General features: G+C 66.5%; 24 protein-coding genes, 1 pseudogene and 2 other annotated features (1 of these 27 running past the window's edge). Of the genes and pseudogenes, 8 read left to right on the top strand and 17 right to left on the bottom strand.

The features are described from left to right. Positions 1-42, bottom strand: a sequence feature (23S ribosomal RNA rRNA prediction is too short) (it extends 207 nt beyond the left edge of the window). A gap of 20 nt (positions 43-62) precedes the next feature. Then, positions 63-163 (bottom strand) — a sequence feature (23S ribosomal RNA rRNA prediction is too short). Positions 164-336: 173 nt separating this feature from the next. From leuD to RSPPHO_RS11345, 13 genes and pseudogenes are all read right to left on the bottom strand, one after another. Next, positions 337-960, bottom strand: a complete 624-nt coding sequence (leuD, locus tag RSPPHO_RS11285; RefSeq protein ID WP_014415368.1) for a 3-isopropylmalate dehydratase small subunit — start codon at positions 958-960, stop codon at positions 337-339. A gap of 4 nt (positions 961-964) precedes the next feature. After that, on the bottom strand, positions 965-1,534 hold the full coding sequence (locus RSPPHO_RS11290; RefSeq protein ID WP_014415369.1) for a DUF4276 family protein: 570 nt from the start codon (positions 1,532-1,534) through the stop codon (positions 965-967). Between the two features lie 2 nt (positions 1,535-1,536). After that, the gene (locus RSPPHO_RS11295) at positions 1,537-2,607 is read right to left on the bottom strand and encodes an AAA family ATPase (RefSeq protein ID WP_014415370.1); all 1,071 of its coding nucleotides are present in this window, start codon (positions 2,605-2,607) and stop codon (positions 1,537-1,539) included. Between the two features lie 79 nt (positions 2,608-2,686). Beyond that, positions 2,687-4,090: a 3-isopropylmalate dehydratase large subunit gene (leuC, locus tag RSPPHO_RS11300; protein ID WP_014415371.1), complete on the bottom strand. Its 1,404-nt coding sequence runs from the start codon at positions 4,088-4,090 to the stop codon at positions 2,687-2,689. A gap of 205 nt (positions 4,091-4,295) precedes the next feature. Beyond that, positions 4,296-4,769: a 50S ribosomal protein L19 gene (rplS, locus tag RSPPHO_RS11305; protein WP_041795184.1), complete on the bottom strand. Its 474-nt coding sequence runs from the start codon at positions 4,767-4,769 to the stop codon at positions 4,296-4,298. Beyond that, a complete protein-coding gene (trmD, locus tag RSPPHO_RS11310; protein WP_014415373.1) occupies positions 4,766-5,485 on the bottom strand; it encodes a tRNA (guanosine(37)-N1)-methyltransferase TrmD in 720 nt (239 codons plus the stop codon). The genes rplS and trmD overlap by 4 nt, the downstream gene beginning before the upstream one ends. Further along, positions 5,482-6,030, bottom strand: a complete 549-nt coding sequence (gene rimM / locus RSPPHO_RS11315) for a ribosome maturation factor RimM (protein ID WP_014415374.1) — start codon at positions 6,028-6,030, stop codon at positions 5,482-5,484. Before rimM ends, trmD begins: the two co-directional genes overlap by 4 nt. 24 nt (positions 6,031-6,054) lie before the next feature. Continuing rightward, a complete protein-coding gene (rpsP, locus tag RSPPHO_RS11320) occupies positions 6,055-6,423 on the bottom strand; it encodes a 30S ribosomal protein S16 (RefSeq protein ID WP_041795186.1) in 369 nt (122 codons plus the stop codon). 121 nt (positions 6,424-6,544) lie between these two features. Continuing rightward, positions 6,545-8,020 carry a signal recognition particle protein gene (gene ffh / locus RSPPHO_RS11325; RefSeq protein WP_041795188.1) on the bottom strand — a complete coding sequence of 492 codons (1,476 nt, stop codon included), beginning with the start codon at positions 8,018-8,020 and terminating at the stop codon, positions 6,545-6,547. A gap of 696 nt (positions 8,021-8,716) precedes the next feature. Continuing rightward, positions 8,717-9,760: pseudogene (mnmA, locus tag RSPPHO_RS11330) on the bottom strand (tRNA 2-thiouridine(34) synthase MnmA); the annotation flags it as partial. A gap of 61 nt (positions 9,761-9,821) precedes the next feature. Continuing rightward, positions 9,822-10,490: a TenA family protein gene (locus tag RSPPHO_RS11335; RefSeq protein WP_041795190.1), complete on the bottom strand. Its 669-nt coding sequence runs from the start codon at positions 10,488-10,490 to the stop codon at positions 9,822-9,824. 95 nt (positions 10,491-10,585) lie between these two features. After that, positions 10,586-10,915 (bottom strand): ferredoxin family 2Fe-2S iron-sulfur cluster binding protein, encoded by a 330-nt coding sequence (locus RSPPHO_RS11340; RefSeq protein WP_014415378.1) that lies wholly within the window; start codon positions 10,913-10,915, stop codon positions 10,586-10,588. A gap of 134 nt (positions 10,916-11,049) precedes the next feature. Next, positions 11,050-11,682 (bottom strand): hypothetical protein, encoded by a 633-nt coding sequence (locus RSPPHO_RS11345; protein ID WP_041795191.1) that lies wholly within the window; start codon positions 11,680-11,682, stop codon positions 11,050-11,052. 115 nt (positions 11,683-11,797) lie between these two features. Between RSPPHO_RS11345 and rimO the strand changes: the two genes are divergently transcribed. From rimO to rnr, 6 genes are all read left to right on the top strand, one after another. Continuing rightward, positions 11,798-13,174: a 30S ribosomal protein S12 methylthiotransferase RimO gene (gene rimO / locus RSPPHO_RS11350; protein ID WP_014415380.1), complete on the top strand. Its 1,377-nt coding sequence runs from the start codon at positions 11,798-11,800 to the stop codon at positions 13,172-13,174. Positions 13,175-13,287: 113 nt separating this feature from the next. Beyond that, positions 13,288-13,671, top strand: coding sequence for a biotin/lipoyl-containing protein (locus RSPPHO_RS21050; protein WP_014415381.1), 384 nt, complete (start codon positions 13,288-13,290; stop codon positions 13,669-13,671). A gap of 74 nt (positions 13,672-13,745) precedes the next feature. Beyond that, positions 13,746-14,549, top strand: coding sequence for a 2-oxoglutarate dehydrogenase complex dihydrolipoyllysine-residue succinyltransferase (gene odhB, locus RSPPHO_RS21060; protein ID WP_014415382.1), 804 nt, complete (start codon positions 13,746-13,748; stop codon positions 14,547-14,549). 127 nt (positions 14,550-14,676) lie between these two features. Then, entirely contained in the window at positions 14,677-16,080 is a 1,404-nt protein-coding gene (gene lpdA, locus RSPPHO_RS11360) for a dihydrolipoyl dehydrogenase (RefSeq protein ID WP_014415383.1), read from the top strand. Positions 16,081-16,212: 132 nt separating this feature from the next. Beyond that, positions 16,213-17,436, top strand: a complete 1,224-nt coding sequence (locus tag RSPPHO_RS11365) for a glycosyltransferase (RefSeq protein ID WP_014415384.1) — start codon at positions 16,213-16,215, stop codon at positions 17,434-17,436. 93 nt (positions 17,437-17,529) lie between these two features. After that, on the top strand, positions 17,530-19,764 hold the full coding sequence (gene rnr, locus RSPPHO_RS11370) for a ribonuclease R (RefSeq protein ID WP_242390479.1): 2,235 nt from the start codon (positions 17,530-17,532) through the stop codon (positions 19,762-19,764). Positions 19,765-19,811: 47 nt separating this feature from the next. Here the strand turns inward: rnr and RSPPHO_RS11375 are convergent, their stop codons facing one another. Both RSPPHO_RS11375 and efp read right to left on the bottom strand, forming a co-directional pair. Next, a complete protein-coding gene (locus RSPPHO_RS11375) occupies positions 19,812-20,657 on the bottom strand; it encodes an inositol monophosphatase family protein (RefSeq protein ID WP_014415386.1) in 846 nt (281 codons plus the stop codon). A gap of 104 nt (positions 20,658-20,761) precedes the next feature. Next, complete coding sequence (gene efp, locus RSPPHO_RS11380; protein WP_041795193.1) at positions 20,762-21,325, bottom strand: elongation factor P; 564 nt, start codon at positions 21,323-21,325, stop codon at positions 20,762-20,764. A 290-nt stretch (positions 21,326-21,615) separates the two neighbouring features. Between efp and thiS the strand changes: the two genes are divergently transcribed. Continuing rightward, a complete protein-coding gene (gene thiS, locus RSPPHO_RS11385) occupies positions 21,616-22,599 on the top strand; it encodes a sulfur carrier protein ThiS (RefSeq protein ID WP_014415388.1) in 984 nt (327 codons plus the stop codon). A 244-nt stretch (positions 22,600-22,843) separates the two neighbouring features. Here thiS and modA read toward each other — a convergent pair whose 3' ends face one another. Together modA and modC are read right to left on the bottom strand one after the other, a co-directional pair. Continuing rightward, positions 22,844-23,596, bottom strand: a complete 753-nt coding sequence (gene modA, locus RSPPHO_RS11390) for a molybdate ABC transporter substrate-binding protein (protein ID WP_014415389.1) — start codon at positions 23,594-23,596, stop codon at positions 22,844-22,846. Positions 23,597-23,657: 61 nt separating this feature from the next. Then, positions 23,658-24,626, bottom strand: coding sequence for a molybdenum ABC transporter ATP-binding protein (gene modC, locus RSPPHO_RS11395; RefSeq protein WP_197535603.1), 969 nt, complete (start codon positions 24,624-24,626; stop codon positions 23,658-23,660). Between the two features lie 428 nt (positions 24,627-25,054). Between modC and RSPPHO_RS11400 the strand changes: the two genes are divergently transcribed. After that, positions 25,055-25,744: a response regulator transcription factor gene (locus RSPPHO_RS11400; RefSeq protein WP_041795196.1), complete on the top strand. Its 690-nt coding sequence runs from the start codon at positions 25,055-25,057 to the stop codon at positions 25,742-25,744. Positions 25,745-25,755: the final 11 nt, after the last annotated feature.

Here is a 25,755-nt window from a genome sequence, read left to right on the forward strand (position 1 = left end):
CGGTCCTCTCGTACTAGGGACAGCTCCTCTCAAGTTTCCTACACCCACGGTAGATAGGGACCGAACTGTCTCACGACGTTCTAAACCCAGCTCACGTACCACTTTAATCGGCGAACAGCCGAACCCTTGGGACCTGCTCCAGCCCCATGCCCCAGACCCCCTTTTTCTTCTGTCTATGGCCCTCCCTTCCTCCCCCCGTTTTTGAAAAGCGCGCTTTTCAAAAAGGGGGGAGGAAGGGAGGGCCAATGAATAAAAGAAAGGGGAGGTCTGGAGGCGTCAGCCTCCAGGCGGGGCCCGGGGCGGCAGCCCCGCGTCACCGAAGCAAGCCCCACGCCCTCAAGCCGCAGGCGACAGGACCATCCAGGGCATTTGCTGGGTACGGGTTTGTTCGAAGGTATCGATCTTGTCCTGTTTTTGCAGGGTCAGGCCGATGTCATCGAGACCGTTGAGCAGGCAGTGCTTGCGGAAGGCATCGACCTCGAAGGTGATGGCGCCACCGTCGGGGCCGCGGATGACTTGGTTTTCCAAGTCCACGGTGACGGTGGCGTTGGCGCCGCGCTCGGCGTCGTCCATCAGCTTGTCCACATCGGCCTGGGGCAGGACGATGGGCAGGATGCCGTTCTTGAAGCAGTTATTGAAAAAGATGTCGGCAAAGCTGGGGGCAATGATGCAGCGGATGCCGAAGTCGAGCAGGGCCCAGGGCGCATGCTCGCGCGAGGAGCCGCAGCCGAAGTTAGCGCCGGACACCAAAATAGTTGCCGAACGCCACGCGGCCTTGTTCAGGACAAAGTCCGGGTTCTCGGCGCCCTCGGGCGTGTAGCGCATTTCATCGAACAGGTTCTTGCCCAGACCGGTGCGCTTGATCGTCTTCAGGAACTGCTTGGGGATGATCATGTCGGTATCCACATTGATCATCGGCAGCGGCGCCGCGACGCCGGTCAGAACGGTGAATTTCTCCATCGACTTACACTCTCCTCTCGGCCGCGAGCGCTTGGACGCCGCGTAAAAAAACCTGAAAACTATGCGATCGGTTCCGCTGGGGATCCATGTACGGCCCGATATCGCGCGCCCCGCTGCGGGCTTTATACCCGGGCATCAGCTCTTGCAACTCTTGCTTGGCGTTGGCCCGTGCGTCAGGGTCCCGATATTTTTCCCGTCGCCGCAAGGCCTCGGCCAGCCCTTTGCGTTGTGTGGCCTGTTCCACGGCGTCCAGATCTCCCAGATACCAAGACTCCAGTTCATGACACACGATGCGGACCAAAACGTTCGGTCGGTCCGCCGCCCGGCAGAGGTCAAGCAGGCTGGCTTTCAACGCCCGGCAATCCGCCTGATCTTTGTCGTGGACGATCACAAAGCGGGTTTCCGGCGGCCACCCCTTGAGCCGCGACGGAATTTGGTGACGAAGGTCTGTTTTACCGCGATGACGCAGCACCGTCATCCCCAGCGCGGCCTCGCCAAACACTTTGGGAAGAAGAAATTCCTGCAAAAAAATCTGCATGGACTCTTCCTCGACCAGGATGACGAGGGGCGGCATGGTCAGGCGAGACCTCCGCTCATCCAGATCTGGCCGGGCAGATCTCCCGCCTCGGCCATGGCCCGCGCGTTCGGCTTGTCGGCCGCACGGTGGATCCGGGTCTCGCCGTTTTCCTTGCTCAGGACCCAAAGGCTCTCAAGAGGCACGGCGTTGAGAAAATCGGGGGAATGGGTGGTGACGAACACCTGGCCCTTTTGTTCGGAGAACAGCGCGAAATCCTCGGCCAGCTCGCCCAGATGATGCGGGTTGATCCGCCCTTCCGGCTCCTCGGCGCACAGGAGGGTCGGAGGATCGGGATCGTTGAGGATCAGCAACCAGGCCAACATGTTCAGGGTCCCCTCCGACATCTCCCGTTCCAGGAACGGCGTCGGGATGGCGCCATCGCGAAAGCGCAGGGCAATTCGGCCATCTTCCATCTTGAGCGGCTCGATCCCCTGGACGCCCGGGATGCGCTGGGCCATCCGCCGCTCGACCAGCCGGAACACCTCTGGGTGTTTTTCCGACAGATAGCGCACCACCGCATGGGCGTTGGTCCCGCGCTCGGTCATCCGGTGGGTGACGGCGCCCGTTCCCTCTAAGGAGTTCCCGGGGCGAAGGCGAAGGTCAAAGGAGCGAAACCCTTCGATAAAGTCGTAAACAGCGGAGAAAAACGAATGCTTGGCGATGTGCTTCAGCAAAAACAAGCTGGACAGATCCCCAGTCGGGCTGAGATGAGCGGCCAACGGCCTCCCCTCGCCCTGCTTGACCTTGTCTGAGGCAAAAACAAACCCCGTTCGCGCCCCCTCCATCGCCTCGAAGGCATAGCCACACCGCTGTGCCGCGTCCCCTTCCTCGGCGACCTCAAGATCAACCGAAATCGTCCGATCCGACCCGCCTCGGGAAAAATACGCTGCGGCGTCCCCAAGATCCTGCCCCCGCCCCGTCACCATGGCCCGCACGAACGCCAAAGCCTCCAAAACGGAAGACTTCCCGCTGCCGTTCGGCCCGATCAACACATTGAACGCGGGAATATCCTCCAGAACCACGTCCCGAAGGCTCTTGAAATTCTGGATCTGGAGACGAGACAGCCGCATGAACCCCCCTTAAAGGACCGCCGGGGTCCGGCCCCGGGTAGGGGTGCGGGGGCGGCAGCCCCCGCGACAGACGACGATCTTACAGCGACCGAACGTCGGTGAGGAAGCCGGTGACAGCGGCGGCGGCAGCCATAGCAGGGCTCACAAGGTGGGTGCGACCGCCCCGGCCCTGACGGCCCTCGAAGTTGCGGTTCGAGGTCGAGGCGCAGCGCTCGCCCGGGGCCAGCTTGTCCTCGTTCATGGCCAAGCACATGGAGCAGCCCGGTTCGCGCCACTCGAAGCCGGCCTCGACGAAGATCGCATCAAGCCCTTCGGCCTCGGCCTGTTCCTTCACGAGACCAGAGCCCGGCACGACCATGGCCTGGACGCCCTCGGCAACCCGACGCCCCTGGGCGACGGCGGCCGCCGCGCGCAGGTCCTCGATACGGCCGTTGGTGCACGAGCCGATGAACACGCGGTCGATCTTGACCTCGGTCAGGGGCATGCCGGCGGTGAGGCCCATGTAGTCCAAGGAGCGCTGGAGGGCGGCGCGGCGGGCGGGATCAGCCTCGGCGGCGGGGTCGGGGACGGTGCCGGTGATCGGCACGACGTTCTCCGGGCTGGTCCCCCAGGTGACTTGCGGCACGATGGTGGTGGCATCCAGCTCGACGATGCGGTCGAAGTGCGCACCGTCGTCGGTCTTGAGGGTGCGCCACCAGGACACGGCCGCTTCCCACAAGGCGCCCTTGGGAACGAGGGGTCGGCCCTTGAGGTACTCGAAGGTCACTTCGTCGGGGGCGATGAGGCCGGCGCGGGCGCCCGCTTCGATGGTCATGTTACAGACCGTCATGCGGCCTTCCATCGACAGGCTTCGGATGGCCTCGCCGGCAAACTCGATGACATAGCCGGTGCCGCCGGCGGTGCCGATGGTGCCGATGATGGCCAGCACGATATCCTTGGCGGTGACGCCGGCGGGCAGGGTGCCGTTGACGCGCACCAACATGTCCTTGGCCGGCTGCTGGACCAGGGTTTGGGTGGCGAGCACGTGCTCGACCTCGCTGGTGCCAATGCCAAAGGCCAGCGCACCGAAGGCGCCGTGGGTCGAGGTGTGGCTGTCGCCGCACACGATGGTGGCGCCGGGCAGGGTGAAGCCTTGCTCGGGCCCAACGATGTGGACCACGCCCTGGCGGATGTCATCCATGGGGAAATAGGGGACGCCAAAATCCTTGGCGTTGGCCTCGAGGGTTTCGACCTGGAGGCGGCTTTCCGGGTTGGTGATGCCCAGGCTGCGGTCGGTGGTGGGGACGTTGTGGTCGGCGACGGCCAGGGTGGCTTCGGGATGGCGCACCGGACGACCGGCCATCCGAAGGCCTTCAAACGCCTGCGGGCTGGTGACCTCGTGGACCATGTGCCGGTCGATGTAGATCAGGCAGGTGCCATCTTCCTGGGTGGCGACCAGGTGGGATTGCCAGATCTTATTGAACAGGGTCGTGGGCTTGCCCATGCGCGGCGCTCCTGAACGAACGATGACGGGACGGGTTCCGGGCGGGGGGAGGACCGGGCTGGTGTCCCCCCTGCCTGGGGTAGGCGGTCACGTGAGGCCCCGCCCCGCGGGCACGCCCAGGGGCCCGCGCGCCGCGCCCGGTTTCCTGAGAGGAAAACCGGAAGCGGGCCGGGCCGCGGACCACCCCGGAGGCGAGCCGGACGCCTTACTTCTTCTTCTTGGGGGCGTCCTTCTTGGGGGCCTCCTTGGGGGCGTCGGTCTTGGCGGTCTGCTTGCGCACCTGGGTGATGTCGCGCTCGGCGGCGAGGGCACGCTGGGTGGCGTTGGTGTCCTCGACGATACGAGCGGCGCGGCCGCGCAGGTCACGCAGGTAGTAGAGCTTCGCGCGACGGACCTTACCACGACGCACGACCTCGATGCGGTCGATGGTCGGGGCATAGAGCGGGAACACGCGCTCCACGCCTTCGCCGAAGGAAATCTTGCGCACGGTGAAGGAGCTGTTAAGCCCCGCGTTGCGCCGGGCGATGCACACGCCTTCGTAGGCCTGCACGCGCTCGCGGTTGCCTTCAACCACCTTCACGTGAATCTTCAGGGTGTCGCCGGGGCTGAACTCGGGAACGCCCCGCTTTTCCAGGAGCTTGGAAATCTGCTCCCGCTCCAGTTGCTCAATGATGTTCATGGTCCGCAATCTCCGTTCAGGGACGCCCGCCGGGCGGTGTAGCGGGCCCAGAGGTCGGGGCGCCGCTGCCGTGTTAGGTCTTCCGCCTGGGCTCGGCGCCAGGCGGCAACGTTTTGATGGTGCCCGGAAATCAAAACCTCCGGGACCGCCCGCTCCTGCCAGACGGCGGGGCGGGTGTAGTGGGGATATTCCAGCAATCCCCCTTCGAAACTTTCCTCGTCCAGCGACTGGGCCCCGCCCAGCACGCCGGGCAGGAGACGCACCACGGCGTCGAGCAGGACAAAAGCCGCCAGCTCCCCCCCCGAAAGGACATAGTCGCCGATGCTGACCTCCTGCACGGCCCGGGCCTCTAGCACGCGCTGGTCCACGCCCTCGTAGCGCCCGCACAACACGGTGAGCGAGGGCACCTGGGCCAGCGTGTGGGCCAGGGCCTGATCGAGCGGCCGCCCACGCGGGGACAGGTAGATCAACGGCCCGTCGCCGGGCCAAGACGCCTCGATGGCGGCATCGACCACGTCGGGACGCATCACCATGCCGGCCCCGCCGCCAAACGGACTGTCATCCACGGTGCGGTGGCGGTCGGTGGCGAAGCTCCTGATGTCCACGGCGTCGAGGCTCCACAGACCGTTGGTCAAGGCCTTGCCGGTCAGCGAGGCGCCCAACGGGCCCGGGAACATCTCGGGAAAGAGGGTAAGCACCACGGCCCTGAGGCTCATGACGACGTCTCCCCGGTGGCGTCGTCGGTTTCGTCGTCGAGCAGGCCGAGCGGCGGATCGACCACCAGCCGGCCGCCGGCCACATCGACCACGGGAACAACGGCACGGGTAAACGGCAGCATGACCGACCGGCGCTGGTCGGGGAGTAGGACGTCGAGAACGTCGCCCGCTCCAAAGTTTTCGACGGCCCGCACCACGCCCAGGATCTCGCCCCCGGTTCGCTCGACGCGCAGGCCCACGAGGTCGGCCAGAAAGAACTCGTCCTCGTCCAAGGTGTCGCGCGGCAAGGCGGCGCGCTCCAGGTAGAGGCGGGTTCCCTTCAGGCCTTCGGCGGCCGTGCGGTCAGCAACGCCCGCGACGGCGCACAGAACCGCGCCCTTCACCCGGTTGCGCGGGGTAAGGGTAAAGGTCCGCTGGCCGTTTTCGTCGGTCAGGGGCCCATGGGCGGCCAGGGTGTGCTCGTCCTCGGTGAAGGCTTTCACCCGAACAAGACCCCGGACGCCATGGGCGCCGACGATCACTCCCACGAGCAGGCGATCTGACATGATGACCCGTCAAATGCCAGAGGCTCAGCCTTCGGCGGCCGCTTCGGCGGCGGCCTTGGCCTTCTCGGCGGCAACGCGCAGACGCTCCTGCGCCTTGGCGCGGGGCTGGCTCTTGCGGGTCTGCTCGGGCACGGCGCGCGGTTCGGCCAGACCGGCCAGACCCAAGAAGCGGGCCACGCGGTCGGAGGGCTGGGCGCCGACGCCCAGCCAGTACTTCAGGCGCTCTTCCTTCAGAATGACGCGGCGCTCGTGATCGCGCGGCAGCATCGGATCGAACGACCCCAGCTTCTCGATGAAGCGGCCGTCGCGCGGGCTGCGGGAGTCCGCCACCACAATACGGTAGAACGGGCGCTTCTTGGCGCCGCCACGGGCGAGCCGGATGCGAAGGGACATGGTTTTCGGTGCTCCTTGGGTCGTGGTCGTCTGGTACGAACAAACGGTCAAAACGGAAAAAGAGGCCCCGCCGCCCCGGATCCCGAGGGCGGGCAGGGCAACGGGAACAACAGGAAAAAGGCTAGCGCTTGCGCTTGCCGGGACGCATGGCCAGCCCCGGCGGCAGACCGCCCGGACCGCCCGGCGCGCCCAGCGCCCGGGCCAGCGCGCCCATGTCGGGGGCGTCGCCGGTCTCCATTTCCTTCAGCATGTTCATGAGGCCCTTACGCCCGCCCAGCTTTTTCAGCCGCTTCATGACGGTGGCCATTTGCTCATGCTGCTTGAGCAGGCGGTTGACCTCGGGGATCGTGGTGCCCGAGCCAGCGGCGATGCGCTTCTTGCGGCTGGCCTTGATGATCTCCGGGGTGCGCCGTTCCTTGAGGGTCATGGACAAGATGATCGCTTCTTGGCGCGGGATCATCTTGTCGTCGATCTGGGTCTCGGCCATCTGGCGCTGCATCTTGCTGATGCCGGGCATCATGCCGAGCAGGCCCTTGACGTCGCCCATGCGCTTGATCTGGCGCAACTGGGCCAGCAGGTCCTCCAGGTCGAACTTGCCTTCCGCCATGCGCTTGGCCATGCGCTCGGCGTCTTCCAGCTCGATGGTCTGGGCGGCCTTCTCGACCAGCGACACGATGTCGCCCATGTCGAGGATACGCCCGGCCACGCGCTGCGGATGGAAGGCGTCCAGGTCCTCCATCTTCTCGCCGATGCCCATCAGCTTGACGGGCACGCCGGTGACGGCACGCATGGACAAGGCCGCGCCGCCGCGCGAGTCGCCATCAACACGGGTCAGGACGATGCCGGTGATGCCGACCTTTTCATTGAATTCGGAGGCGATGGTCACCGCGTCCTGGCCGGTCATGGCGTCGGTCACGAGCAAGGTCTCGTGCGGGCGCACCAACTCGCGCACGGCGGCGACCTCGGCCATCAGGACTTCGTCGATGTGCAAGCGGCCGGCGGTGTCGAGGATCACCACGTCGTAGCCACCGGCCCGCGCTTCCTTCATGGCGCGCTCGGCGATCGCCACCGGCATCTGGCCGACCACGATGGGCAGGGTATCGATCCCGGTCTGCTCGCCCAAAATCGCCAACTGCTGCTGCGCCGCCGGGCGGTAGACGTCGAGCGAGGCCAGCAGGACCTTCTTGCGCTCGCGGGTCTTGATGCGCAGGCCAATCTTGGCCGACGAGGTGGTCTTACCCGAGCCCTGAAGACCGACCATCAAGATCGGCACCGGGGGCGTGTGGGCAATGTCGATGCCCAGCATCATCGGATCGGGCTCGGCATCGCCGTCGCCGGCCAGCATCGCCACCAAGGCGTCGTGAACGATCTTAACGACCATCTGGCCCGGCGTCACCGAGCGGATCACCTGCTGCCCGATGGCCTCTTCCTTGACCTGGGCGATAAAGCGCTTGACCACGGGCAGGGCAACGTCGGCATCCAGCAAAGCCACGCGCACCTCGCGCATGGCCTCGTCAACATCGGCCTCCGTCAGGGAGGAACGACGGGTCAGCTTGTCGAATACGCCGCTCAGGCGGCCTGACAGTCCTTCAAACATGCTCTCGTGCCCATCCCGCTTTAACTCACCCGTGGGAAACTGGATCGTGCTCGTGCTTGCCGCCAAGACCCTTGGCGTCAAGACAAACGACACCAACGCCAGTGCGCGATCCTCGCGGACTGGCGGACCTCCTCGGAGGCTTGAAGGGTCATCCGACAACGGGACGACACGATCCTCCGGCGCCGCTGGGCGGACAGCCGGAGGCGGGAGAGTTATCCACCGGCCAGCGAGAGTCAAGGGAAAAGGACCTGCACGGGAGGCAAGCCCCAGGACGGGAGGGGGCAGGGAGGGGGCGCAGGGAGGGCTCTGCCTTCCCGACCCTCTCTTTATCCTTTCGCCGGGTGACGGGTTGCCGCGCCGCCCGGCGATGCGCTAAGGTCAGGCCGCGCCGCTCGCGTCGCTATCATAAAGGCACCGGGGAGGGGAACCCTTGACGTTTATCACCACCCGTCTCGCGCGCCTGCTGGGAACCACGGCGATCTTGGCCGCCCTGGGCAGTTCGGGCGCCCTGGCCCAGAGCTATACCTATGCCGGCCCCTCCGCGCGTCCCGACCCTGCCCTCGTGGGTCTGGGCAATACGCCGGGGGTCACCGTCAATCCCGCCGCCCTTGAGGCCCTCTCCCGCCGCGCTGAGGACATCGCCCCGGCGGCCAGCCCGAGCAGCCCGGTCTCGCGCACCTTTCTCCCCCAAAACGGTCCGCCCCCGGCCTCGCGTGCCCTGTTGCCCAGCCCCTCCCCCCGCCTTCCAAACGCCGCCCCCGCCCTGGGCGTGACCCTCCCCCCCCAAGCGGTGGCGGGGGACGGCCCGGGGGTGACACGGGCCGCCGACCGGGGGGCGGCGTTGCGGATCTTGACGCGCACGGGCAGGCCCTCGGCGGGCAGCGTCGGGTCATCGCCCAGCCAGTTGAGGCCGTCCACGGGGAAGGTCGTGACCGCCAGGGCAGCGCGAGGGCCGACAACCACGCGCTGGCCCTCGGCCTCCAGGCGCACGACGTACAAGGGTTCCTCGGTGCCGCCGACCCCCAGCCCCCGGCGCTGGCCCACGGTGTGGTGGATCAGCCCCCGATGCTGGCCAAGCACCCGGCCCTCGAGATCGACGATAGGCCCGGACTGATCGGCCTCGGGGCGCAAGCGGCGCACGATGTCGGTGTGACCGCCGCCCGGGGCAAAGCACAAATCCTGGCTATCGGGTTTTTCGTCCACGGGAATGCCCAGGGCGCGGGCCCGAGCCCGGGTCTCGGTTTTGCTGGGCATGGTGCCCAGGGGAAAACGGACGATTCCCAGAACATCGCGAGGCAGGGCAAACAGGAAATAGCTCTGGTCGCGGCTGAGATCGACGGCGCGATGGACCTCCGGCCCCCGGGGGCCGGGCAGGCAGCGCACGTAATGACCGGTCGCGAGGAGGCTGGCGCCCAGGGCCCGAGCGTGGTCCAGGAGGGCGCCGAACTTGATGGTGCGGTTGCACACGGCGCAGGGCAGCGGGGTTTCGCCGCTGGCGTAGGCGTCGGCAAAGGGCTGCACCACAGCGCTCTGGAAGGCGTCTTCCAGATCCAGCACATGGTGGGCGATAGCCAAATGGTCGGCCACGCGCCGCGCGTCGCGGACGGCCTGGGCGCTGGTCGGCCCCAGGCGCATGGTCAGGCCGAAGACGGTGTGGCCCTCGGCTTTGAGCAAAGCGGCGGTCACGGCGCTGTCCACGCCCCCGGAAAGGGCAACGGCGACGGTCTGGCCTGGGGTCATGACAGAGCCTCCTGAGCAACGAAACGAGGGGGCTGGACAGGGTGCGCCTCCCCAGCTTTTTTTAAGACGCCAGGGTCCACCCCATCTCCCAGAAATCCGCCTCCAGCCGGGTGGCATCGCGGAAGGTGCGGATCAGCTCGGGCATCCGGCCTTCGCCCCCACGCCGGGCAAACAGGCCATCAAGGGTCGCCATGGCATCGGCGGCCACGCCCTGGTAGGCCTCGCCGGCGTACTGGTCGATCCACTCGGCATAGGGGTGCCCGGGATGGCTAAGGGGCGCCAGCGCGCGGCCGATCTCGGCATAGCCCACCACACACGGCGCCAGGGCCACAAACAGGTCAAGGACATCGCCGGCCAGACCGCGCTCCAGAACATAGCGGGTATAGGCGAGCGTGGCGCGGGCTTCGGGCAAGGCTTGCAACGCGCTTTCGCTCAGGCCCCAGCGGCGACAGAATGCCACGTGCAGGCCCATTTCGTCGAGGATGGCGGTCATGCCGCGCCCGGCCGCGCGGATATCGTCGAGCGTGTCGGCCTTGAAGGCGGCCAGGGCGTAGGCCCGGGCGAAATGAATCAAAAACAGGGCGTCCTGCCCGAGGTAGTGACGAAAGCTGGCCTCGGGCAGCGTGCCCGCCCCCATGGCGCGGACAAAGGCGTGATCAACATAGGCCTGCCAATCGGCAGTACAGGCCGTGCGCAGACGCTCAAACAACGATCCAGGGGGCACTGTCATGGGGAACACCCTTCCAAGCCAAGGAATGAGGGATCTGGGGAGGTCCGCCTCCCCAGCCTTCTCTTGGTGTGAGGCCCCCCTGCTCTTGGGTCCTGCTACCCCCGGCTGTCCCGGGTTTCGGCGGGCAGGCGCAAAACGATGCCGTCCAGTTCCTCGGTCATGACCAACTGGCAGCCCAAGCGCGAGGTGCGGGTCAGGCCGAAGGCGAGGTCGAGCATGTCCTCTTCTTCCTCGCGGGCGTCGGGCAGCAGATCGTACCACGCCGGATCGACGACCACATGGCAGGTCGAGCAGGCAAGCGAGCCCTCGCAGGCGCCCTCTAGGGGGACGCCGTTGCCATGCGCCGCTTCCAGGACCGTCAGGCCCACCGCGACCTCGGTTTCGGTGCGGGTTCCATCGGGGCTGATGAAGATAACCTTGGGCATGGCGGGTCCTTTCCTGGGGGCTTGAGGGACGTCGGGGGGAACATGACTCCCGGACGCTATACCCCCCCCCGCTTCCCGGGGGCAAGAGGACGGCGGTCAAAGGCAAAGGGAAGGCTGGGGAGGCGCGGCCCTCCTTACCCCCCCGACGGCAAAACAACGGAAAGGGTCCGAGTCGCGCCATCGCGCCCAGGCCACACCTGCAAGACGGCGCGGATCAGGGCCGGCATGATGCGGGGTAAGGCCAGACGATCGCCCCGCCGCACGGCATGGTACTCGGCCGCCGGGGCCTGGGCCTCCAAGGCCTTGTCGCCCAGAGCCCGGGCGTCGTGCACCACCACGGTGAGGGCGGCGGTGAACAGGGTTTCGCTCACCGTCTCGGTGCGCCACCGGGTCGTGGGGAAGGGAGACCAGGGGGAACCGAAGGAACGGGAGACCGGGGTCATGGCTTGGGATACCGTGGTGCGGCCCTCGTCCATGTCATAATAAAGCGAGAGCACGAAGGCGGCGTCTTGGCGGCGCTCGACCACGCGCGCGCCCAGGGCCCGGGCTTCCTGGGCCAAGGTGTCGCGCAGGTGGGCGTGCTCCAAACTGGTTTTTTGCTCGGCCGTGGCCTCGACGACGACGGCGCGGTCTTTCAAGGAGGCCGGGGCGTCGGGCCGCACGTAGCTGGTCACGCTGACCGGCACGGTGGGCACGCCCGAGCTGGCACAGCCCACAAGAGCAAGGGCCAGGACCAGTCCCCTTCCCTGACGCACGATACCTTTCATGCGACCCTCTCCCCGTAACGTCTTCACAAGATGGCAGGGTGGGTTCTTGGCGGATCCCCCTCGGGCGCGGTATAGCAGGCTCTCCCTCCCCTGATGATCCCCGCCACGAGGCTTCATGAACGCTTCCGCCCCTACCGTTGGCCTGGTTAGCCTGGGCTGTCCCAAGGCATTGGTCGATTCCGAACGCATTTTGACACGCTTGGTTGCCGAGGGCTACACCGTCTCGCCCACCTATGAGGGGGCGGGGGTGGTGATCGTCAACACCTGCGGCTTTCTCGATTCGGCCCGGGCCGAGAGCCTGGAGGCCATCGGCGAGGCGCTGGCCGAAAACGGCCGGGTGATCGTGACCGGCTGCCTGGGGGCCGACCCCGAGGCGATCCGCGCCACCCACCCCAAGGTGCTGGCCATCACCGGGCCGCACCAGTACGAGCAGGTGGTGCAGGCGGTCCACGCGGCGGTGGCGCCGCCGCACGACCCCTATACCTCCTTGGTACCGCCCCAGGGCCTGCACCTGACGCCGCGCCACTATGCCTATCTCAAGATTTCCGAGGGCTGCGACAACCGCTGTTCGTTTTGCCTGATTCCGCAGTTGCGCGGCGATCTGGTGAGCCGGCCGGCGGCCGAGGTTCTGCGCGAGGCCGAGCGTCTGGCCCAGGCCGGGGTCAAGGAGCTGATCGTCATCAGCCAGGACACCAGCGCCTATGGCCGCGACCTCCAGCACGCCCCCAGCCTGTGGCACGAGCGCAGCGTGCCGGCCCGCCTCACCGAGTTGGCCCAGGGCCTGGGCGAGCTTGGGGTGTGGGTGCGCTTGATGTACGTGTACCCCTACCCCTCGGTGGACGAGGTGCTGCCCTTGATGGCCGAGGGCAAGATTTTGCCGTATCTCGACATTCCCTTTCAGCACGCCAGCCCGTCGGTGCTGAAGGCCATGCGTCGCCCCGCCGCCCAGGACCGGACCTTGGAGCGCCTAGCCCGCTGGCGCAGCGTGTGCCCCGACTTGACGGTGCGCTCCACCTTCATTGTCGGCTTCCCCGGCGAGACCGAGGCCGACTTCCAGGCCTTGCTCGACTGGCTGGCGGCGGCCGAGCTGGACCGGGTGGGCTGCTTCCGCTTCGAGGCGGTGGCGGGAGTGCCGGCCAGCACCTTTGCCGATGCCGTGCCCGCCGAAGTTGCCCAGGAGCGTTGGCACCGCTTCATGGCGGCGCAAAAAACCATCAGCGGCCGCAAGATGAAGGCCCGGATTGGCCGCAAGATCGACGTCTTAATCGATGCGGTGGACGAGACCGGGGCGGTGGGCCGCTCGGCGGCCGATGCGCCGGAGGTGGATGGGCAAGTGTTCTTGCCCGATGTGTCCGGGCTGACGGTGGGCGACGTGGTGCGCTGCAAGGTCCTGGATGCCCGTGATTACGACCTGATCGCGACCCTGGACGCCCCGCCCGCCCGTCCGTCGGTGCGCGAGCGCCTCCAAACCCGCCAAGGACGCCGACGCTAACAGACCCGAAGGGTCCGGGGGGCGAGCACCTCCCCGGCCCGATAGAAAAGACGCATTATCGCCCCAAAATAGTGATGTTGACCACCGAGCCCTAACATTTTTGGGAGATCCCCATGGCCACCGATATTACCGTTCCCCAGTTGGGCGAGTCCGTGACCGAGGCGACCGTTGCTAAGTGGCTGAAGGCGCCGGGTGACGTGGTTGCCGCCGACGAACCCCTGGTCGAGCTGGAAACGGACAAGGTCACCGTCGAGGTCCCCTCCCCCGCCGCCGGCGTTCTGGCCGAAATCCTGGCCCCGGTCGGAGCCGAGTTGGCCGTGGGTGGCTTGCTTGGCCGTCTGGGCGCCGCCGATGAGGTGGTGGCTTCGGCCCCGGCTCCCGTCGCGGCGCCAGCCCCCCGTCGCGGCCCCGACGCCCGTTGCCGCACCAGCACCGGCCGCCGCCCCTGCTCCGGTCGCGGCCAATCCGGCTCATCCGCTGGCCCCGGCGGTGCGTAAGCTGGTGGCCGACAATGCCCTGGATCCGGCGCGCATTCCGGCCAGCGGCAAGGACGGCCGCCTGACCCGCGACGATGTGGTGCGCTATCTCCAGGCCGGCGCAGCCCCCGCCGCAGCCCCGCAGAGCCCCGCCGCCGCCCCGACCCCGGCCCCGGCCCCGGCCCGCGAGGCTGGCCCGCGCGAGGAAAAGGTCAAAAATGACCCGCCTGCGCCGCCGCGTGGCCGAGCGTTTGAAGGATGCCCAGAACACGGCGGCGATCCTGACCACCTTCAACGAGGTGGACATGACGGCCCTGATGGACCTGCGCAACCGCTACAAGGACACCTTTGAAAAGAAGCACGGCATTAAACTGGGCTTCATGTCGTTTTTCGTGAAGGCCTGCGTGGCGGCACTCAAGGAAATTCCGGCGGTCAACGCCGAGATTTCGGGCGATGCCATCCTTTACAAGAACTACTACGATATTGGCGTGGCCGTGGGCGGGCCGCAGGGCTTGGTGGTCCCGGTGGTGCGCGACTGCGACGCCCTGTCGTTTGCCGAGGTCGAAGGTGCCATTGCCGGCTACGGCCGCAAGGCGCGCGACGGCTCGCTGACCCTGGACGAAATGAGCGGCGGCACGTTCACCATCTCGAACGGCGGCGTCTACGGCTCCTTGATGTCCACCCCCATCTTGAACCCGCCGCAGTCCGGCATTCTCGGCATGCACAAGACCCAGATGCGGCCCATGGTCATGCCCGATGGCTCCATCCAGGCCCGACCGATGATGTACCTCGCCTTGAGCTACGATCACCGCATCATCGACGGCAAGGAAGCCGTGACCTTCCTGGTCCGGGTCAAGGAAGCCATCGAGGATCCGGCCCGCCTGCTGCTGGACGTCTGAAACAAAACCGGGAAGGACGGGTCTGGGGAGGCCCAGCCTCCCCGGCCTTCCTAAAAAAATAAGAGGGTCGAAGGCCGCCCGACAAGCAACGCGCTTCGCCCCTCGCAACCACTGAAAAGGGTGTTTCATGGCGGACTTTGATGTCATCGTCATCGGCGGCGGACCGGGCGGCTATGTGTGCGCCATCCGGGCGGCGCAGTTGGGCTTGAAGGTCGCCTGCGTCGAAAAGCGCGCGACGCTGGGCGGCACCTGCCTGAACGAGGGCTGCATTCCCTCCAAGGCCCTGCTCCACTCCTCCCACCTCTACGAGGAAGCGCGCCTGCACTTTGCCAGCCACGGCATTGGGGTCAGTGGCCTGACCTTGGATCTGGCGCAGATGATGGCGCGCAAGGACGAGGTCATCGCCTCCAACACCAAGGGCATCGACTTCCTGTTTCGCAAGCACAAGATCAAGCGGGTGGTCGGCACCGCGCGTCTGACGGCGCAGCCGGGCCACGTGGTTGTGACCACCGAGACCGGCGAACAGACGTTGAGTGCGACCTCCCTCGTGCTGGCCACCGGCTCGGAGCCGACCGAGCTGCCGGGCGTAACGGTGGACGAGGAGCGCATCCTCTCCTCGACCGGGGCCCTCGCCCTGAAGCGCGTGCCCCAGTCCTTGGTGGTGATCGGGGCGGGCGTGATTGGCCTGGAACTGGGCTCGGTGTGGCGCCGCCTGGGGGCCGAGGTCACGGTGGTCGAGTACCTGGACCACATCCTGCCGCCCCTGGATGGCGAAGTCCGCCAGACCATGCAAAAGCTGCTGACCGGCCAGGGCCTCACCTTCCGGCTGGGCCAAGCGGTCACGGCGGCCGAGCGCACCGAGAGCGGCGTGCGCCTGACCCTGACCCCGGCGGGTGGCGGCGAGCCCGAGATCTTGGAGGCCGAGGCCGTCCTGGTTGCCGTGGGCCGGCGTCCGTTCACCCAGGGCCTGGGGCTGGAGGAGGCCGGGGTGGCCCTGACCCCGCGCGGCTTCGTGGCGGTGGACGAGCACTTCCAGACCAATATCGAGGGCGTGTTTGCCATCGGCGACGTGATCGGCGGCATGATGCTCGCCCACAAGGCCGAGGAAGAAGGCGTGGCGCTGGCCGAGATGCTGGCCGGTGAAAGCAGCGACATCGACCACAACACCATCCCGGCAGTCGTCTACACCAGCCCCGAAGCGGCCAGTGTGGGCAAGACCGAGGAAGGCTTGAAGGCACGCGGTATCGCCTACAAGGTCGGCAAGTTCCCCTTCATGGCCAACGGCCGGGCCAAGGCCAACGGCGACACCGACGGCTTTGTCAAAATCCTTGCCGACGCCACCACCGACCGGGTCCTGGGCTGCCACATCGTCGGCCCCCAGGCGGGCGACCTGATCATGGAAGTGGTGGCGGCCATGGTGTTTGGCGCCTCGGCCGAGGACATTGCCCGCACCTGCCATGCCCATCCCCAGTTGGGCGAGGCGATCAAGGAGGCCGCTTTGGCGGTGCATAAGCGCGCGGTGCACTCCTAAATAAAGAGAAGGCTGGGGAGGCTCGCCTCCCCAGACCCCTCCTTCCCTTTGTGACGAGGACCCGGGAAACGAGGGGTCTGGGGAGGCCGCGCCTCCCCAGCCTTCTTTTTTTGTCCTGCCCTTGGGAAAATCATGAGAATTCTCTTTCTCCACCAGAATTTCCCCGGACAATTCGGTCGCCTCGCCCGCTCCTTGGCGGCACGGCCAGGGTATGATGTGCGAGCCCTGGCGATTCAAAAGCGCCCAGCCCCGGAAGGGGTACGGGTCAATCACTATCAGGTCCCCCCCCCGCCGCCCGGCACGGCGTCGCAGCATCCGGGCGTGCAAGAGATCGAGAGCAAGATCTTGCGTGGCGATGCCTGTACCCGGGCCTGTCAGGTATTACGCGACGGCGGCTTTATTCCCGATCTGATCATCGGCCATCCCGGCTGGGGCGAGATGCTGCGCCTGCCCACGGTGTTTCCCGAGGCCAAGGTCATCAGCTACGCCGAGTTTTATTTCCAAGATCATGGCAGCGACCACGACTTCGATCCCGAGTTTACCCTCAACTGGCGCGAGACGGCCTTGCGCCGCACTCTCAAGAACGCGGTCCTTGATGTGGGCGTGCGGCTGGCCGACGCCGCCGTGGCCCCGACCTTTTGGCAGGCCTCGCGCTATCCCGATCCCTTGCGCGCCAAGATCGAGGTCATCCACGACGGCATCGACACCCAGGAAGTCAAACCGGCCGAGGATGCCTGGGTCCAGGTGGGCCAGCGCCGCCTGACGCGGGCCGATCCGGTGGTGACGTTTACCACCCGCTACCTGGAGCCCCTGCGCGGCATTCACAGCTTCTTGCGCGCCCTGCCCCGGGTCATGGCCGAGAATCCCCGGGCCATTGTCGTGGTGGTCGGGCGCGAGGATKGGGGGTACTGGAACGTTCCCAAGGATCAGTCCCATCGGCGGCGGTACATGGAGGAGGTCGGCGAGCGCCTGGACCTCTCGCGTTTGCATTTCGTGACGTGGGCTCAACGCAAAGATTATCTCAGGTTGTTGCAAATCAGCAGCGCCCACGTTTATCTCACCTATCCCTTTGTGCTCTCGTGGTCCATGCTGGAGGCCATGGCCAGCGGGTGCTGCGTGATCGGCTCCAATACGCCACCGGTGGCCGAGGTGATCGAGGATGGCTTGAACGGGCGGCTGGTAGAGTTTTGCGACACCCAGGCGCTGGCCGATCGGATCTTGGAGAGTCTGGGCGACGCGCCCTTACGTCGGCGGTTGGGCCGAGCGGCCCGCGAGACGGTCTTGCGGCGCTACGATCTGGAGGCCCACTGTTTGCCCCGCTGGCATGCGCTGATTGACCGGGTGATGGGGGCGTAGGGGCCTGGGGCCAACGGAAAAAAGAAGGCTGGGGAGGCGGGCCTCCCCAGACCCCTCGGGACCATCGATGTTTGTGATGAAAGGGTTTCTTTGGTGAGTGGCAAGCATGTCCCCTTCCCGACGCGGGAGCAGGTTCTCACGTTTATTCGCGAGGCCGAAGGGACGGTAGGACGGCGCGAGATTGCCCGGGCCTTCCAGATCAGTGGGGCTCAGCGGGCGGATCTGCGGGCTTTGCTCAAGGAGTTGGAAAAGGACGGCCAGCTTCAGCGGGGGCGGGGGCGGCGCTTGAGCCCGCCTGGGACCTTGCCTGAGGTCACGGTCGTGGTGCTGACCCACTGCGGGCCCGAGGGCGACCTGTACGCCCGTCCGTTCATCTGGCCTGGGGACGAGCCGCCGCCGACCATCGTTGTGGAAGCGCAAAAGCGCCGGGGTCATCACCCGGCCGGCGAACGTGAGGCCGGAGTGGGCGATCGCGTGCTGGCTCGCCTGACTCGCACCAGTGAGACCCGCTACGAGGCCCGCGTCATCCGCTGCCTTGCCCAGGCGCCCCAACGCCTGTTGGGCGTGCTGGTTGAGGCGCGCGACGGTCTGCGCCTGCGCCCGACCAACCGCAAGGAGCGCGACGAGTTTCGCGTGGAGCCGGGCGACGCGGGCGGGGCCGGCCCGGGCGATCTGGTCGAGGTCGAGCTGTTGTCCCAGCGCAGCCTCGGCCTGCGCCGGGCCCGCGTGGTGGACCGGCTGGGCGAGCGCGACGGCCCGCGCTCCATCAGCCTGATCGCCATCCACACCCACGACCTCCCGGTGGACTTCCCCGAGGAAGCGCTGGCCGAGGCCGAGGCGGCCCAGGCGGTGGGGCTGGCCGGGCGCACCGACCTGCGCGACCTGCCGTTGGTCACCATTGACGGTGAGGATGCCCGCGATTTCGACGACGCGGTGTTTGCCCAGGCCGACCCCGACCCGACCAATCCCGGAGGCTGGCAGGTGGTGGTGGCCATCGCCGATGTGGCCCACTACGTCCGACCGGGCAGCGCCCTGGACCGCACGGCCTTCGAGCGCGGCAACTCGGTCTACTTTCCCGACCGGGTGGTGCCCATGCTGCCCGAGGCCCTCTCGAACGGCTGGTGCTCCCTGCGACCGGAAGAAGAGCGGGGCTGTCTGGCGGCGTTCATGACCTTCGATGCCGAGGGAACCCTCCTGCGCCACCGCTTCACCCGCGGCCTGATGCGCTCGGCGGCGCGGCTGACCTACACCCAGATGCAAGCCGCCCGCGATGGCCAAGCCGACGCCACGACCGAGCCCTTGCTGGCGACGGTGATCACGCCGCTCTACGAGGCCCACGCCGCCCTCAGCCGGGCCCGGCACAAGCGGGGGTGTTTGGAGCTGGATCTGCCCGAACGCCGGGTGATCCTCGACGACAGCGGCACGGTAATCGCCGTGGCGCCCCGGGCCCGCCTCGACAGCCATCGCCTGATCGAGGATTTCATGATTGCCGCCAACGTGGCCGCCGCCGAAACCCTGGAGGCCAAGGGCCGCCCGTGCCTGTACCGGGTCCACGACCAGCCCACCCCGGAAAAGCTGATCGCCCTGGCCGACTTCCTGGCCACCTTGTCCCTGCCCTTCCACAAGGGCACGGTCCAGCGCGCCGGGCAGTTCAACGGCATTTTGGAGCGGGTGCGTGGCACCGCCCACGAGGCTATGGTCAATGATGTGGTGCTGCGCTCACAAGCCCAGGCCGAATACAGCCCCGACAACATTGGGCATTTCGGCCTGTCGCTGCGCCGCTATGCCCATTTCACCTCGCCAATCCGGCGCTATGCCGATCTGGTGGTGCACCGCTCCTTGATCCGCGCCCTGGGTCTTGGCGAGGATGGCTTGCCCGACGGCGCCGGCGAAGGCTTGGCCGAGATCGGCCGCCACATCACCGCCACCGAACGGCGCGCCGCCCAGGCCGAGCGCGACGCCGTATCGCGCTATACCGCCTCATTCCTCATGGAGTCGGTGGGCGCCACCTTTGCCGGACGCGTCAATGGCGTGAGCCGGGCCGGCCTGTTCGTCACCCTGGCGGAGACCGGCGCCGATGGCTTGGTGCCTATCAGCACCCTGCCCGGCGACTACTACCGCCACGACGAAACCGCCCACTGCCTGCGCGGCGAGCGCAGCGGCCTGACCTTCGCCCTGGGAAACCCGGTTACCGTCCGCCTGCGCGAAGCCAACCCGGTGAGCGGCGGCCTCGTGTTCGAACTGCTAGAAGGCGGCAGCAAAGAAAAACCGCGCGGCGCCGCCAAACTGCGGCGCTCGGCCCGCCTCGTCCAACGCGTGCGCCGATAATAAAACGAGGGGTCTGGGGAGGCCGCGCCTCCCCAGCCTGCCTTTTTTTAGGACGAGGACGCCTCGTCCACCTCCCCCGCCTCGGCCTTGACCTCAGCCTTCGGCTCCAAGGTCACCAAGGCCAGAAGTTGGGGATGCAAAGCCGGATTCGCGGCCAGCAAAGAGCCGGCATACACCGGATTCCCGCCGCCCTCGACCGTGCTGATATAGCCGCCCGCTTCCTTGACCAGCAGCAGACCGGCGGCGCAATCCCAGGGCTGCAAGCCTTCTTCCCAAAAACCATCGAACCGCCCCGCCGCCACGGCAGCCAGATCAAGAGACGCCGCGCCAAAGCGACGAACCCCCGAGCTGCGGGCCATCACCCGCTGCAAGCGATGGAGGAACCGCACATGCCCGGGCCGACCCTGGAAGGGGATGCCGGTGGCAAACAAGCTCTCGCCGATGTCGGTGCGGCCCGAGACACGCAGACGCCGGTCGTTGAGGAAGGCGCCACCGCCCTTTTCGGCGGTGTACATCTCATCAAGCACCGGGGCATAGACGAGGGCCGCCGTGATTTCGCCCGCGTCTTCCAAGGCGATGGAGATGGCGAAATTAGGGATGCCGTGCAAGAAGTTGGTGGTGCCATCCAGCGGATCGACAATCCAGCGCCGGGACTTGTCGCTGCCTTCCTCGATCCCGCTTTCTTCCATCAGGAAGGAGAAGGTGGGGCGAGCGCGTTTGAGTTCCTGGCGCAAAATGGCCTCGGCGCGCATATCGGCAGCAGAGACGAAGTCGCTCGGGCCCTTGCGCGAGACCTGAAGCTGTTCCAGCTCGCCGAAGTCCCGGACCAGGCCCTTGGCCGCTTTTTTGGCGGCATTGACCATGACATTGAGAATCGCGGAGCGCAGGGCCATGCGACGGGTCCTTCAAGGGGGAAGCAAAAAAGCCCAGGAACCGCCCAAGGCGGCCCTGGCGCCACGGTGACCAATAAAGATTACCACGAAAAAAGCCGGTTGGCTTACTTCGCGCGTTCGACGTAGGTGCAGTCCGTGGTGTTGACGACGATCTTGGTCCCGGCCTCGACGAAGGGCGGGATCATGACCTTGAGGCCGTTTTCCAGCAGGCCCGGCTTGTAGGACGACGACGCGGTCTGGCCTTTGACCACCGCATCGGCCTCGACCACCGTCAACACCACCTGGGACGGCAGGTTGACCGACACCGGCTGGCCTTCGATCAGGTCCACGGTGACCTGCATGCTCTCTTGCAAGAACGCGGCCTGATCGCCGATCAGACCCGGGTTCATCACGAACTGCTCGAAGGTCTCGGTGTCCATGAAGGTGAACCCGACATCGTCCTTGAACAGGAACTGGCAGTCGCGCTCGCGAACCTCCAGACGTTCAACGGTATCGGCGGTGCGCCAGCGCTCATTGGTCTTGTTGCCGCCGTCAACGTCGCGCATCTCCACCTGGATGAAGGCGCCGCCCTTTCCGGGCTGAATGAGCTGGATCTTGAGCACTGTCCAGCGTTTGCCCTGGTGCTCCAGCACGTGGCCGGGGCGGATCTGGTTGGCTTGCATTTTCATTGTGGGGGTTCTTCCGGAATGGTCTTGCCTTCGGGGAGGGCGGGACCCTATCAGGGTTCCCGCGACGAGGCAACCGCCGTGCGCACTGTGTCTCAGCAATCGGGGGGCTGGAGCTTCTGGCCAGCAAAGACAATAAAAAGGCAGGCTGGGGAGGCGGGGCCTCCCCCAGACCCCTCCCACTCTCAACGCGCCTTCCGTTCCCCATAGTATCGACACCAAACCGATGCCGGAAGGCCCGGGCGCGCGGCTCCCGGGGGCGAGCCGGCGGCTCTTCGAGGGATTTCCCATCCATGCAGGTGACCATCAACGGCGAGGCCCGCGACCTTGCCACCTCTGTGTCCATCGCCGCGCTGCTGGACAGCCTGGGCATCGACTCCCGCAAAGTGGCTGTGGAACATAACCGCGAAATCGTGCCCCGCTCGCGCCTGGACGACGTCGCCGTGGCCGATGGCGACCGCTTGGAGGTCGTCCACTTCATCGGCGGCGGCGACGACGGCCCTCACGATACCCCCTTCGTCATCGCCGGGCGGACCTTCACCTCGCGCTTGCTGGTCGGTACCGGCAAGTATAAGGACTTCGAGGAAACCGCCCGCGCCATCGAGGCCAGCGGCGCCGAAATCGTCACCGTGGCCGTGCGCCGCGTCAACGTCAGCGACCCCAGCAAGCCCATGCTGGTCGATTACGTCGATCCCAAGCGCTATACCTACCTGCCCAACACCGCCGGTTGCTACACCGCCGACGAAGCCGTGCGCACCTTGCGCTTGGCCCGCGAGGCCGGCGGCTGGTCCCTGGTCAAGCTCGAAGTCCTGGGCGATCAGAAAAGCCTCTATCCCAACATGGCCGAAACTTTCGTCGCCGCCGAGGCCCTAATCCGCGACGGTTTCGAGGTCATGGTTTACTGCTCCGACGACCCCATCGCTGCCCGGCGTCTTGAGGACATGGGCTGCGTCGCCATCATGCCGCTCGGCTCGCTGATCGGCTCGGGCCTTGGCATCGTCAACCCCCACACCATCCGTCTCATCAAGGAAAACGTCCGCGTCCCCGTCCTGGTCGATGCTGGCGTCGGTACCGCCTCCGATGCCGCTGTCGCCATGGAACTGGGCTGCGATGGCGTCTTGATGAATACCGCCATCGCCCAGGCCCGCTACCCCGTCCGCATGGCCGGCGCCATGCGCCTCGCCGTCGAAGCCGGCCGCCAAGCCTACCTCGCCGGCCGTATGCCGCGACGCGCCGTCGCCGACCCGTCCTCGCCCCTCATCGGGTTGGTGGGGTGATCCGGTAACGCCAGGGGGAGGGACGGGACGGGGAACTCGGGGCTGCCGCCCCGAACCCCGCCTGGAGGCTGACGCCTCCAGACCTCCGCTCTCTTTTTATTTATTGGCCTCCCTTCCCCCTCCTTTTTTGAAAAAGCGCGCTTTTCAAAAAAGGAGGGGGAAGGGAGGCCATGAACAGAAGAAAAAAGGGGGTCTGGCCTGGAGGCGTCAGCCTCCAGGCGGGTCCGGGGCTGCCGCCCCGCGTTTACTGCCCCACCGGCGCAAACCCCGCCGCCGTGAACGCCGCCAACCCGGGCACTGAGGTGACGAAATCAACAAAGGCTTGCGCACGGGTCGGGTTTTCCGTGGTGGTCAACACACCGATGGTCACTTCCTCCGGGGTGTACCAAGCCAGCGGAATCTCCACGGGCACGATGTCGCCGTTGCTCTGGACGACGACCGGTCGGCTCAGGATGGCGGCGTCCACGTCGCCCTTGGTGACATAGAGGCCCAACTGCTGAACGGTGGTGGCGCGGGTCACGACGTTGGCGCGCAAGGCCTCTTCCAGACCCGAAGCCTTCAAGATCTCTTCGGCCGAGCGGCCCAGCGCCATGGCTTGCGGATCGCCCAGCGCCAAACGCACCCCCGGACGGGCCAGATCCTCGAAGCGGGTGATCTCCCCGGCCTTGGCCTTGGCCACGCCGACCACGGCGGTGTGGTAGACCAGGGACCGCACGTCGCGGATCAGGCCCTTCTTTTCCAGATCGTCGGTGTAGAAGCGGGCACCCGAGACCATGACATCGCCACGCTTGCTGGCTTCGAGCCGAGGCAGAAGCTGACCCATGCCGCCATATTCGATTAGCACCTCGACCCCGGTGTCTTGCTGGAACTGATCGGCTAATTTTTGCAGCGCGGGTCGCAAACCGGCCCCAGCATAGACAAACAGGCTCTCGGCTCGGGCCGCCGCCCCCCCGAGCACCACCCCGAGGGCCACAAAGCAAGCAAGAAGTTTTGACATGCTGATTTCCTTATCAGGGAAAGGAGGGGTCTGGGGAGGCCCGCCTCCCCAGCCTTGTTTCTTAAGCCGGCGACGGCGAGCGGGTCAGCGTCAGACCAGCCCGCCCATGGGTCAAGGCGACGCTCTTCAAGCTGGCCACCACCCGATCCCCCGGGGCGAGGGCCAGCAGGTCCCAGGATTTGCGGGAGATCCGGGCCAGGATCCGCGCTCCCGTTCCGTCTTCCCCCAGGCCCAGCAGCACGGTCACACCATGGTCTTGGCCCGGCTCGTGGGAGATCACCCGGGCGGGAAACGAATTGAGGATCGAGGTGCGGCTGGGCGGTTCGTGAGCCAGACTGACGTCGGTCGCCAACACCCGCACCCGCCGTTTTTCGCCTGGTGCTCCCAGGGCGCCCGGGACCAACAGCGTGATGTCATCCACCGCCACGCTGGAGAGGTCGTAGGTGCTGTCGTAGGCCTCTATGTTCCCCTCCAGCACCACGGCGGCTTGGGGCTGGCCGGCCAGGGGCAAGCGGGGATCGGCGAGCACGGTGGCCAGCGGCCCCACGGTCTGGACTTGGCCCTCGGCCATCAGAACCAAGGTGTCGGCCAGCCGCTCGACCTCGGCCAGATCGTGGCTGACGTAGAGCACCGGCAAGGCCAGGGCATCGTGCAGTCGCTCCAGATAGGGGAGGATGTCGTCCTTGCTGGCGCGATCGAGGGCCGAGAGCGGCTCGTCCATCAGCAGCAACCGGGGTTGCGAGAGCAAGGCGCGGCCGATGGCGACCCGTTGACGCTCGCCCCCCGAGAGCAGCGACGGCGGCCGGTCGAACAGGCGACCGATGCCCAGCAGCTCCACCACGTCGTCGAAGGCGATGGTGGGACCGCTCGTGCGCAGGCGTGGCGCCCGCTTCAGGCCATAGCGCAGGTTGTCCTGAACCGAGAGGTGGGGAAACAGGCTGGCTTCCTGGAACACGTAGCCGATGACTTCCATGTTCAGGTGGGGAGTGCGCACTGCAAAATTACACCAAACAATCATTGGGTTAAACAAATGCAGCCTCCCTATCATTAAAAATTAAAGAAGACAATAACTTAAAGTTGCCTCTCTCTTGGTGTTTTTTAGGCAGCACCGAGAATTTGTGTTTCCAGACTGTTTCTGGATACATGAATAGGAAGGATTGAGCAAGCGGAATACTTCCGAGGCTCTCCAGAAATGCCTTGGGGATAATTCTTCCAAGGATAAAGGGCGTCTGTTTCTCGAGTTTTTCCCGATGAAGAGAAGGCTGGGGAGGCGGGCCTCCCCAGACCCCTCGTTTCCCGGGCGTTCCGTCCACAAGGGACGGAGGGGTCTGGGGAGGCCCGCCTCCCCAGCCTTCTTTCTTCCTGCCCCGAGGAAACGCGCCAAAAAAAGGTTGACCCGGTCGCGCACCGCAGGCCCATCTTGCCCAGCTTCACCCCCCTGCGGCGGGAGTGCCCCTGATGACGACGACAGCCCATGTCCTGGTCGTGGACGACGATCCGGTCGTGCGCGCCGTGCTCACGGCCTGCTTGAGCCGCGCCGGCTACCGGGTGGACGAAGCCGAGGATGCCGCCGGCCTTAAGGCCTGGCTGGCCCAGGGTGGGCTCGATCTGGTGGTGCTTGATGTGAAACTCCCCGACGGCGACGGCATGGCTCTGGCCCGGGAGGTGCGGGCGCGGGGCGGCATCGGCATCATCATGGTGACAGAGCGCGGCACCCCCGACGACCGGGCTCTCGGCCTCGAAATCGGCGCCGACGACTACCTGCCCAAGCCGGTCTATCCGCGTGAACTCCTGGCCCGCGTGCGCAACGTGCTGGAGCGCCGCGCCCCCTTACGGACCGGCAGCCTGCTCGTTTTCGGCCCCTGGCGCCTTGATCCCCGCGAGCGCCGGGTGAGCGATGCCTTGGGCCGGGTCCTCGACCTGACTCCGGCTGAATTCGATCTGCTCAACGTTTTGGTCACCCGCGCCGGTCGCTTGCAAAGCCGCGACCAGTTGCAAGACGCCCTGGGCGCAGCCGACACCGACGCCGGACCGCGCAGCATCGACATCCTCATCAGCCGTTTGCGCAAAAAGCTCAACGCTCCCGAGATGATCGAGACCTGTCGGGGGCAGGGGTATCGGTTCACGGCGGCGGTCACTCGGGGGTGAACGAGCGGTGG

Source organism: Pararhodospirillum photometricum DSM 122, from assembly GCF_000284415.1.
GTDB lineage: Bacteria > Pseudomonadota > Alphaproteobacteria > Rhodospirillales > Rhodospirillaceae > Pararhodospirillum > Pararhodospirillum photometricum.

What these genes read in the sequence shown, in the direction of transcription:
- RSPPHO_RS11295 (WP_014415370.1), bottom strand. Translation starts at nt 2,607, where the DNA reads ATGCGGCTGTCTCGTCTCCAGATCCAGAATTTCAAGAGCCTTCGGGAC.
- RSPPHO_RS11400 (WP_041795196.1), top strand. Translation starts at nt 25,055, where the DNA reads ATGACGACGACAGCCCATGTCCTGGTCGTGGACGACGATCCGGTCGTG.
- RSPPHO_RS11345 (WP_041795191.1), bottom strand. Translation starts at nt 11,682, where the DNA reads ATGAAAGGTATCGTGCGTCAGGGAAGGGGACTGGTCCTGGCCCTTGCT.
- RSPPHO_RS11335 (WP_041795190.1), bottom strand. Translation starts at nt 10,490, where the DNA reads ATGACAGTGCCCCCTGGATCGTTGTTTGAGCGTCTGCGCACGGCCTGT.
- modA (WP_014415389.1), bottom strand. Translation starts at nt 23,596, where the DNA reads ATGTCAAAACTTCTTGCTTGCTTTGTGGCCCTCGGGGTGGTGCTCGGG.
- lpdA (WP_014415383.1), top strand. Translation starts at nt 14,677, where the DNA reads ATGGCGGACTTTGATGTCATCGTCATCGGCGGCGGACCGGGCGGCTAT.
- rimM (WP_014415374.1), bottom strand. Translation starts at nt 6,030, where the DNA reads ATGTCAGATCGCCTGCTCGTGGGAGTGATCGTCGGCGCCCATGGCGTC.
- rplS (WP_041795184.1), bottom strand. Translation starts at nt 4,769, where the DNA reads ATGAACATCATTGAGCAACTGGAGCGGGAGCAGATTTCCAAGCTCCTG.
- RSPPHO_RS11290 (WP_014415369.1), bottom strand. Translation starts at nt 1,534, where the DNA reads ATGCCGCCCCTCGTCATCCTGGTCGAGGAAGAGTCCATGCAGATTTTT.
- leuC (WP_014415371.1), bottom strand. Translation starts at nt 4,090, where the DNA reads ATGGGCAAGCCCACGACCCTGTTCAATAAGATCTGGCAATCCCACCTG.
- ffh (WP_041795188.1), bottom strand. Translation starts at nt 8,020, where the DNA reads ATGTTTGAAGGACTGTCAGGCCGCCTGAGCGGCGTATTCGACAAGCTG.
- trmD (WP_014415373.1), bottom strand. Translation starts at nt 5,485, where the DNA reads ATGAGCCTCAGGGCCGTGGTGCTTACCCTCTTTCCCGAGATGTTCCCG.
- RSPPHO_RS11340 (WP_014415378.1), bottom strand. Translation starts at nt 10,915, where the DNA reads ATGCCCAAGGTTATCTTCATCAGCCCCGATGGAACCCGCACCGAAACC.
- thiS (WP_014415388.1), top strand. Translation starts at nt 21,616, where the DNA reads ATGCAGGTGACCATCAACGGCGAGGCCCGCGACCTTGCCACCTCTGTG.
- leuD (WP_014415368.1), bottom strand. Translation starts at nt 960, where the DNA reads ATGGAGAAATTCACCGTTCTGACCGGCGTCGCGGCGCCGCTGCCGATG.
- RSPPHO_RS11375 (WP_014415386.1), bottom strand. Translation starts at nt 20,657, where the DNA reads ATGGCCCTGCGCTCCGCGATTCTCAATGTCATGGTCAATGCCGCCAAA.
- odhB (WP_014415382.1), top strand. Translation starts at nt 13,746, where the DNA reads ATGTGGTGCGCTATCTCCAGGCCGGCGCAGCCCCCGCCGCAGCCCCGC.
- RSPPHO_RS21050 (WP_014415381.1), top strand. Translation starts at nt 13,288, where the DNA reads ATGGCCACCGATATTACCGTTCCCCAGTTGGGCGAGTCCGTGACCGAG.
- rpsP (WP_041795186.1), bottom strand. Translation starts at nt 6,423, where the DNA reads ATGTCCCTTCGCATCCGGCTCGCCCGTGGCGGCGCCAAGAAGCGCCCG.
- rimO (WP_014415380.1), top strand. Translation starts at nt 11,798, where the DNA reads ATGAACGCTTCCGCCCCTACCGTTGGCCTGGTTAGCCTGGGCTGTCCC.
- efp (WP_041795193.1), bottom strand. Translation starts at nt 21,325, where the DNA reads ATGAAAATGCAAGCCAACCAGATCCGCCCCGGCCACGTGCTGGAGCAC.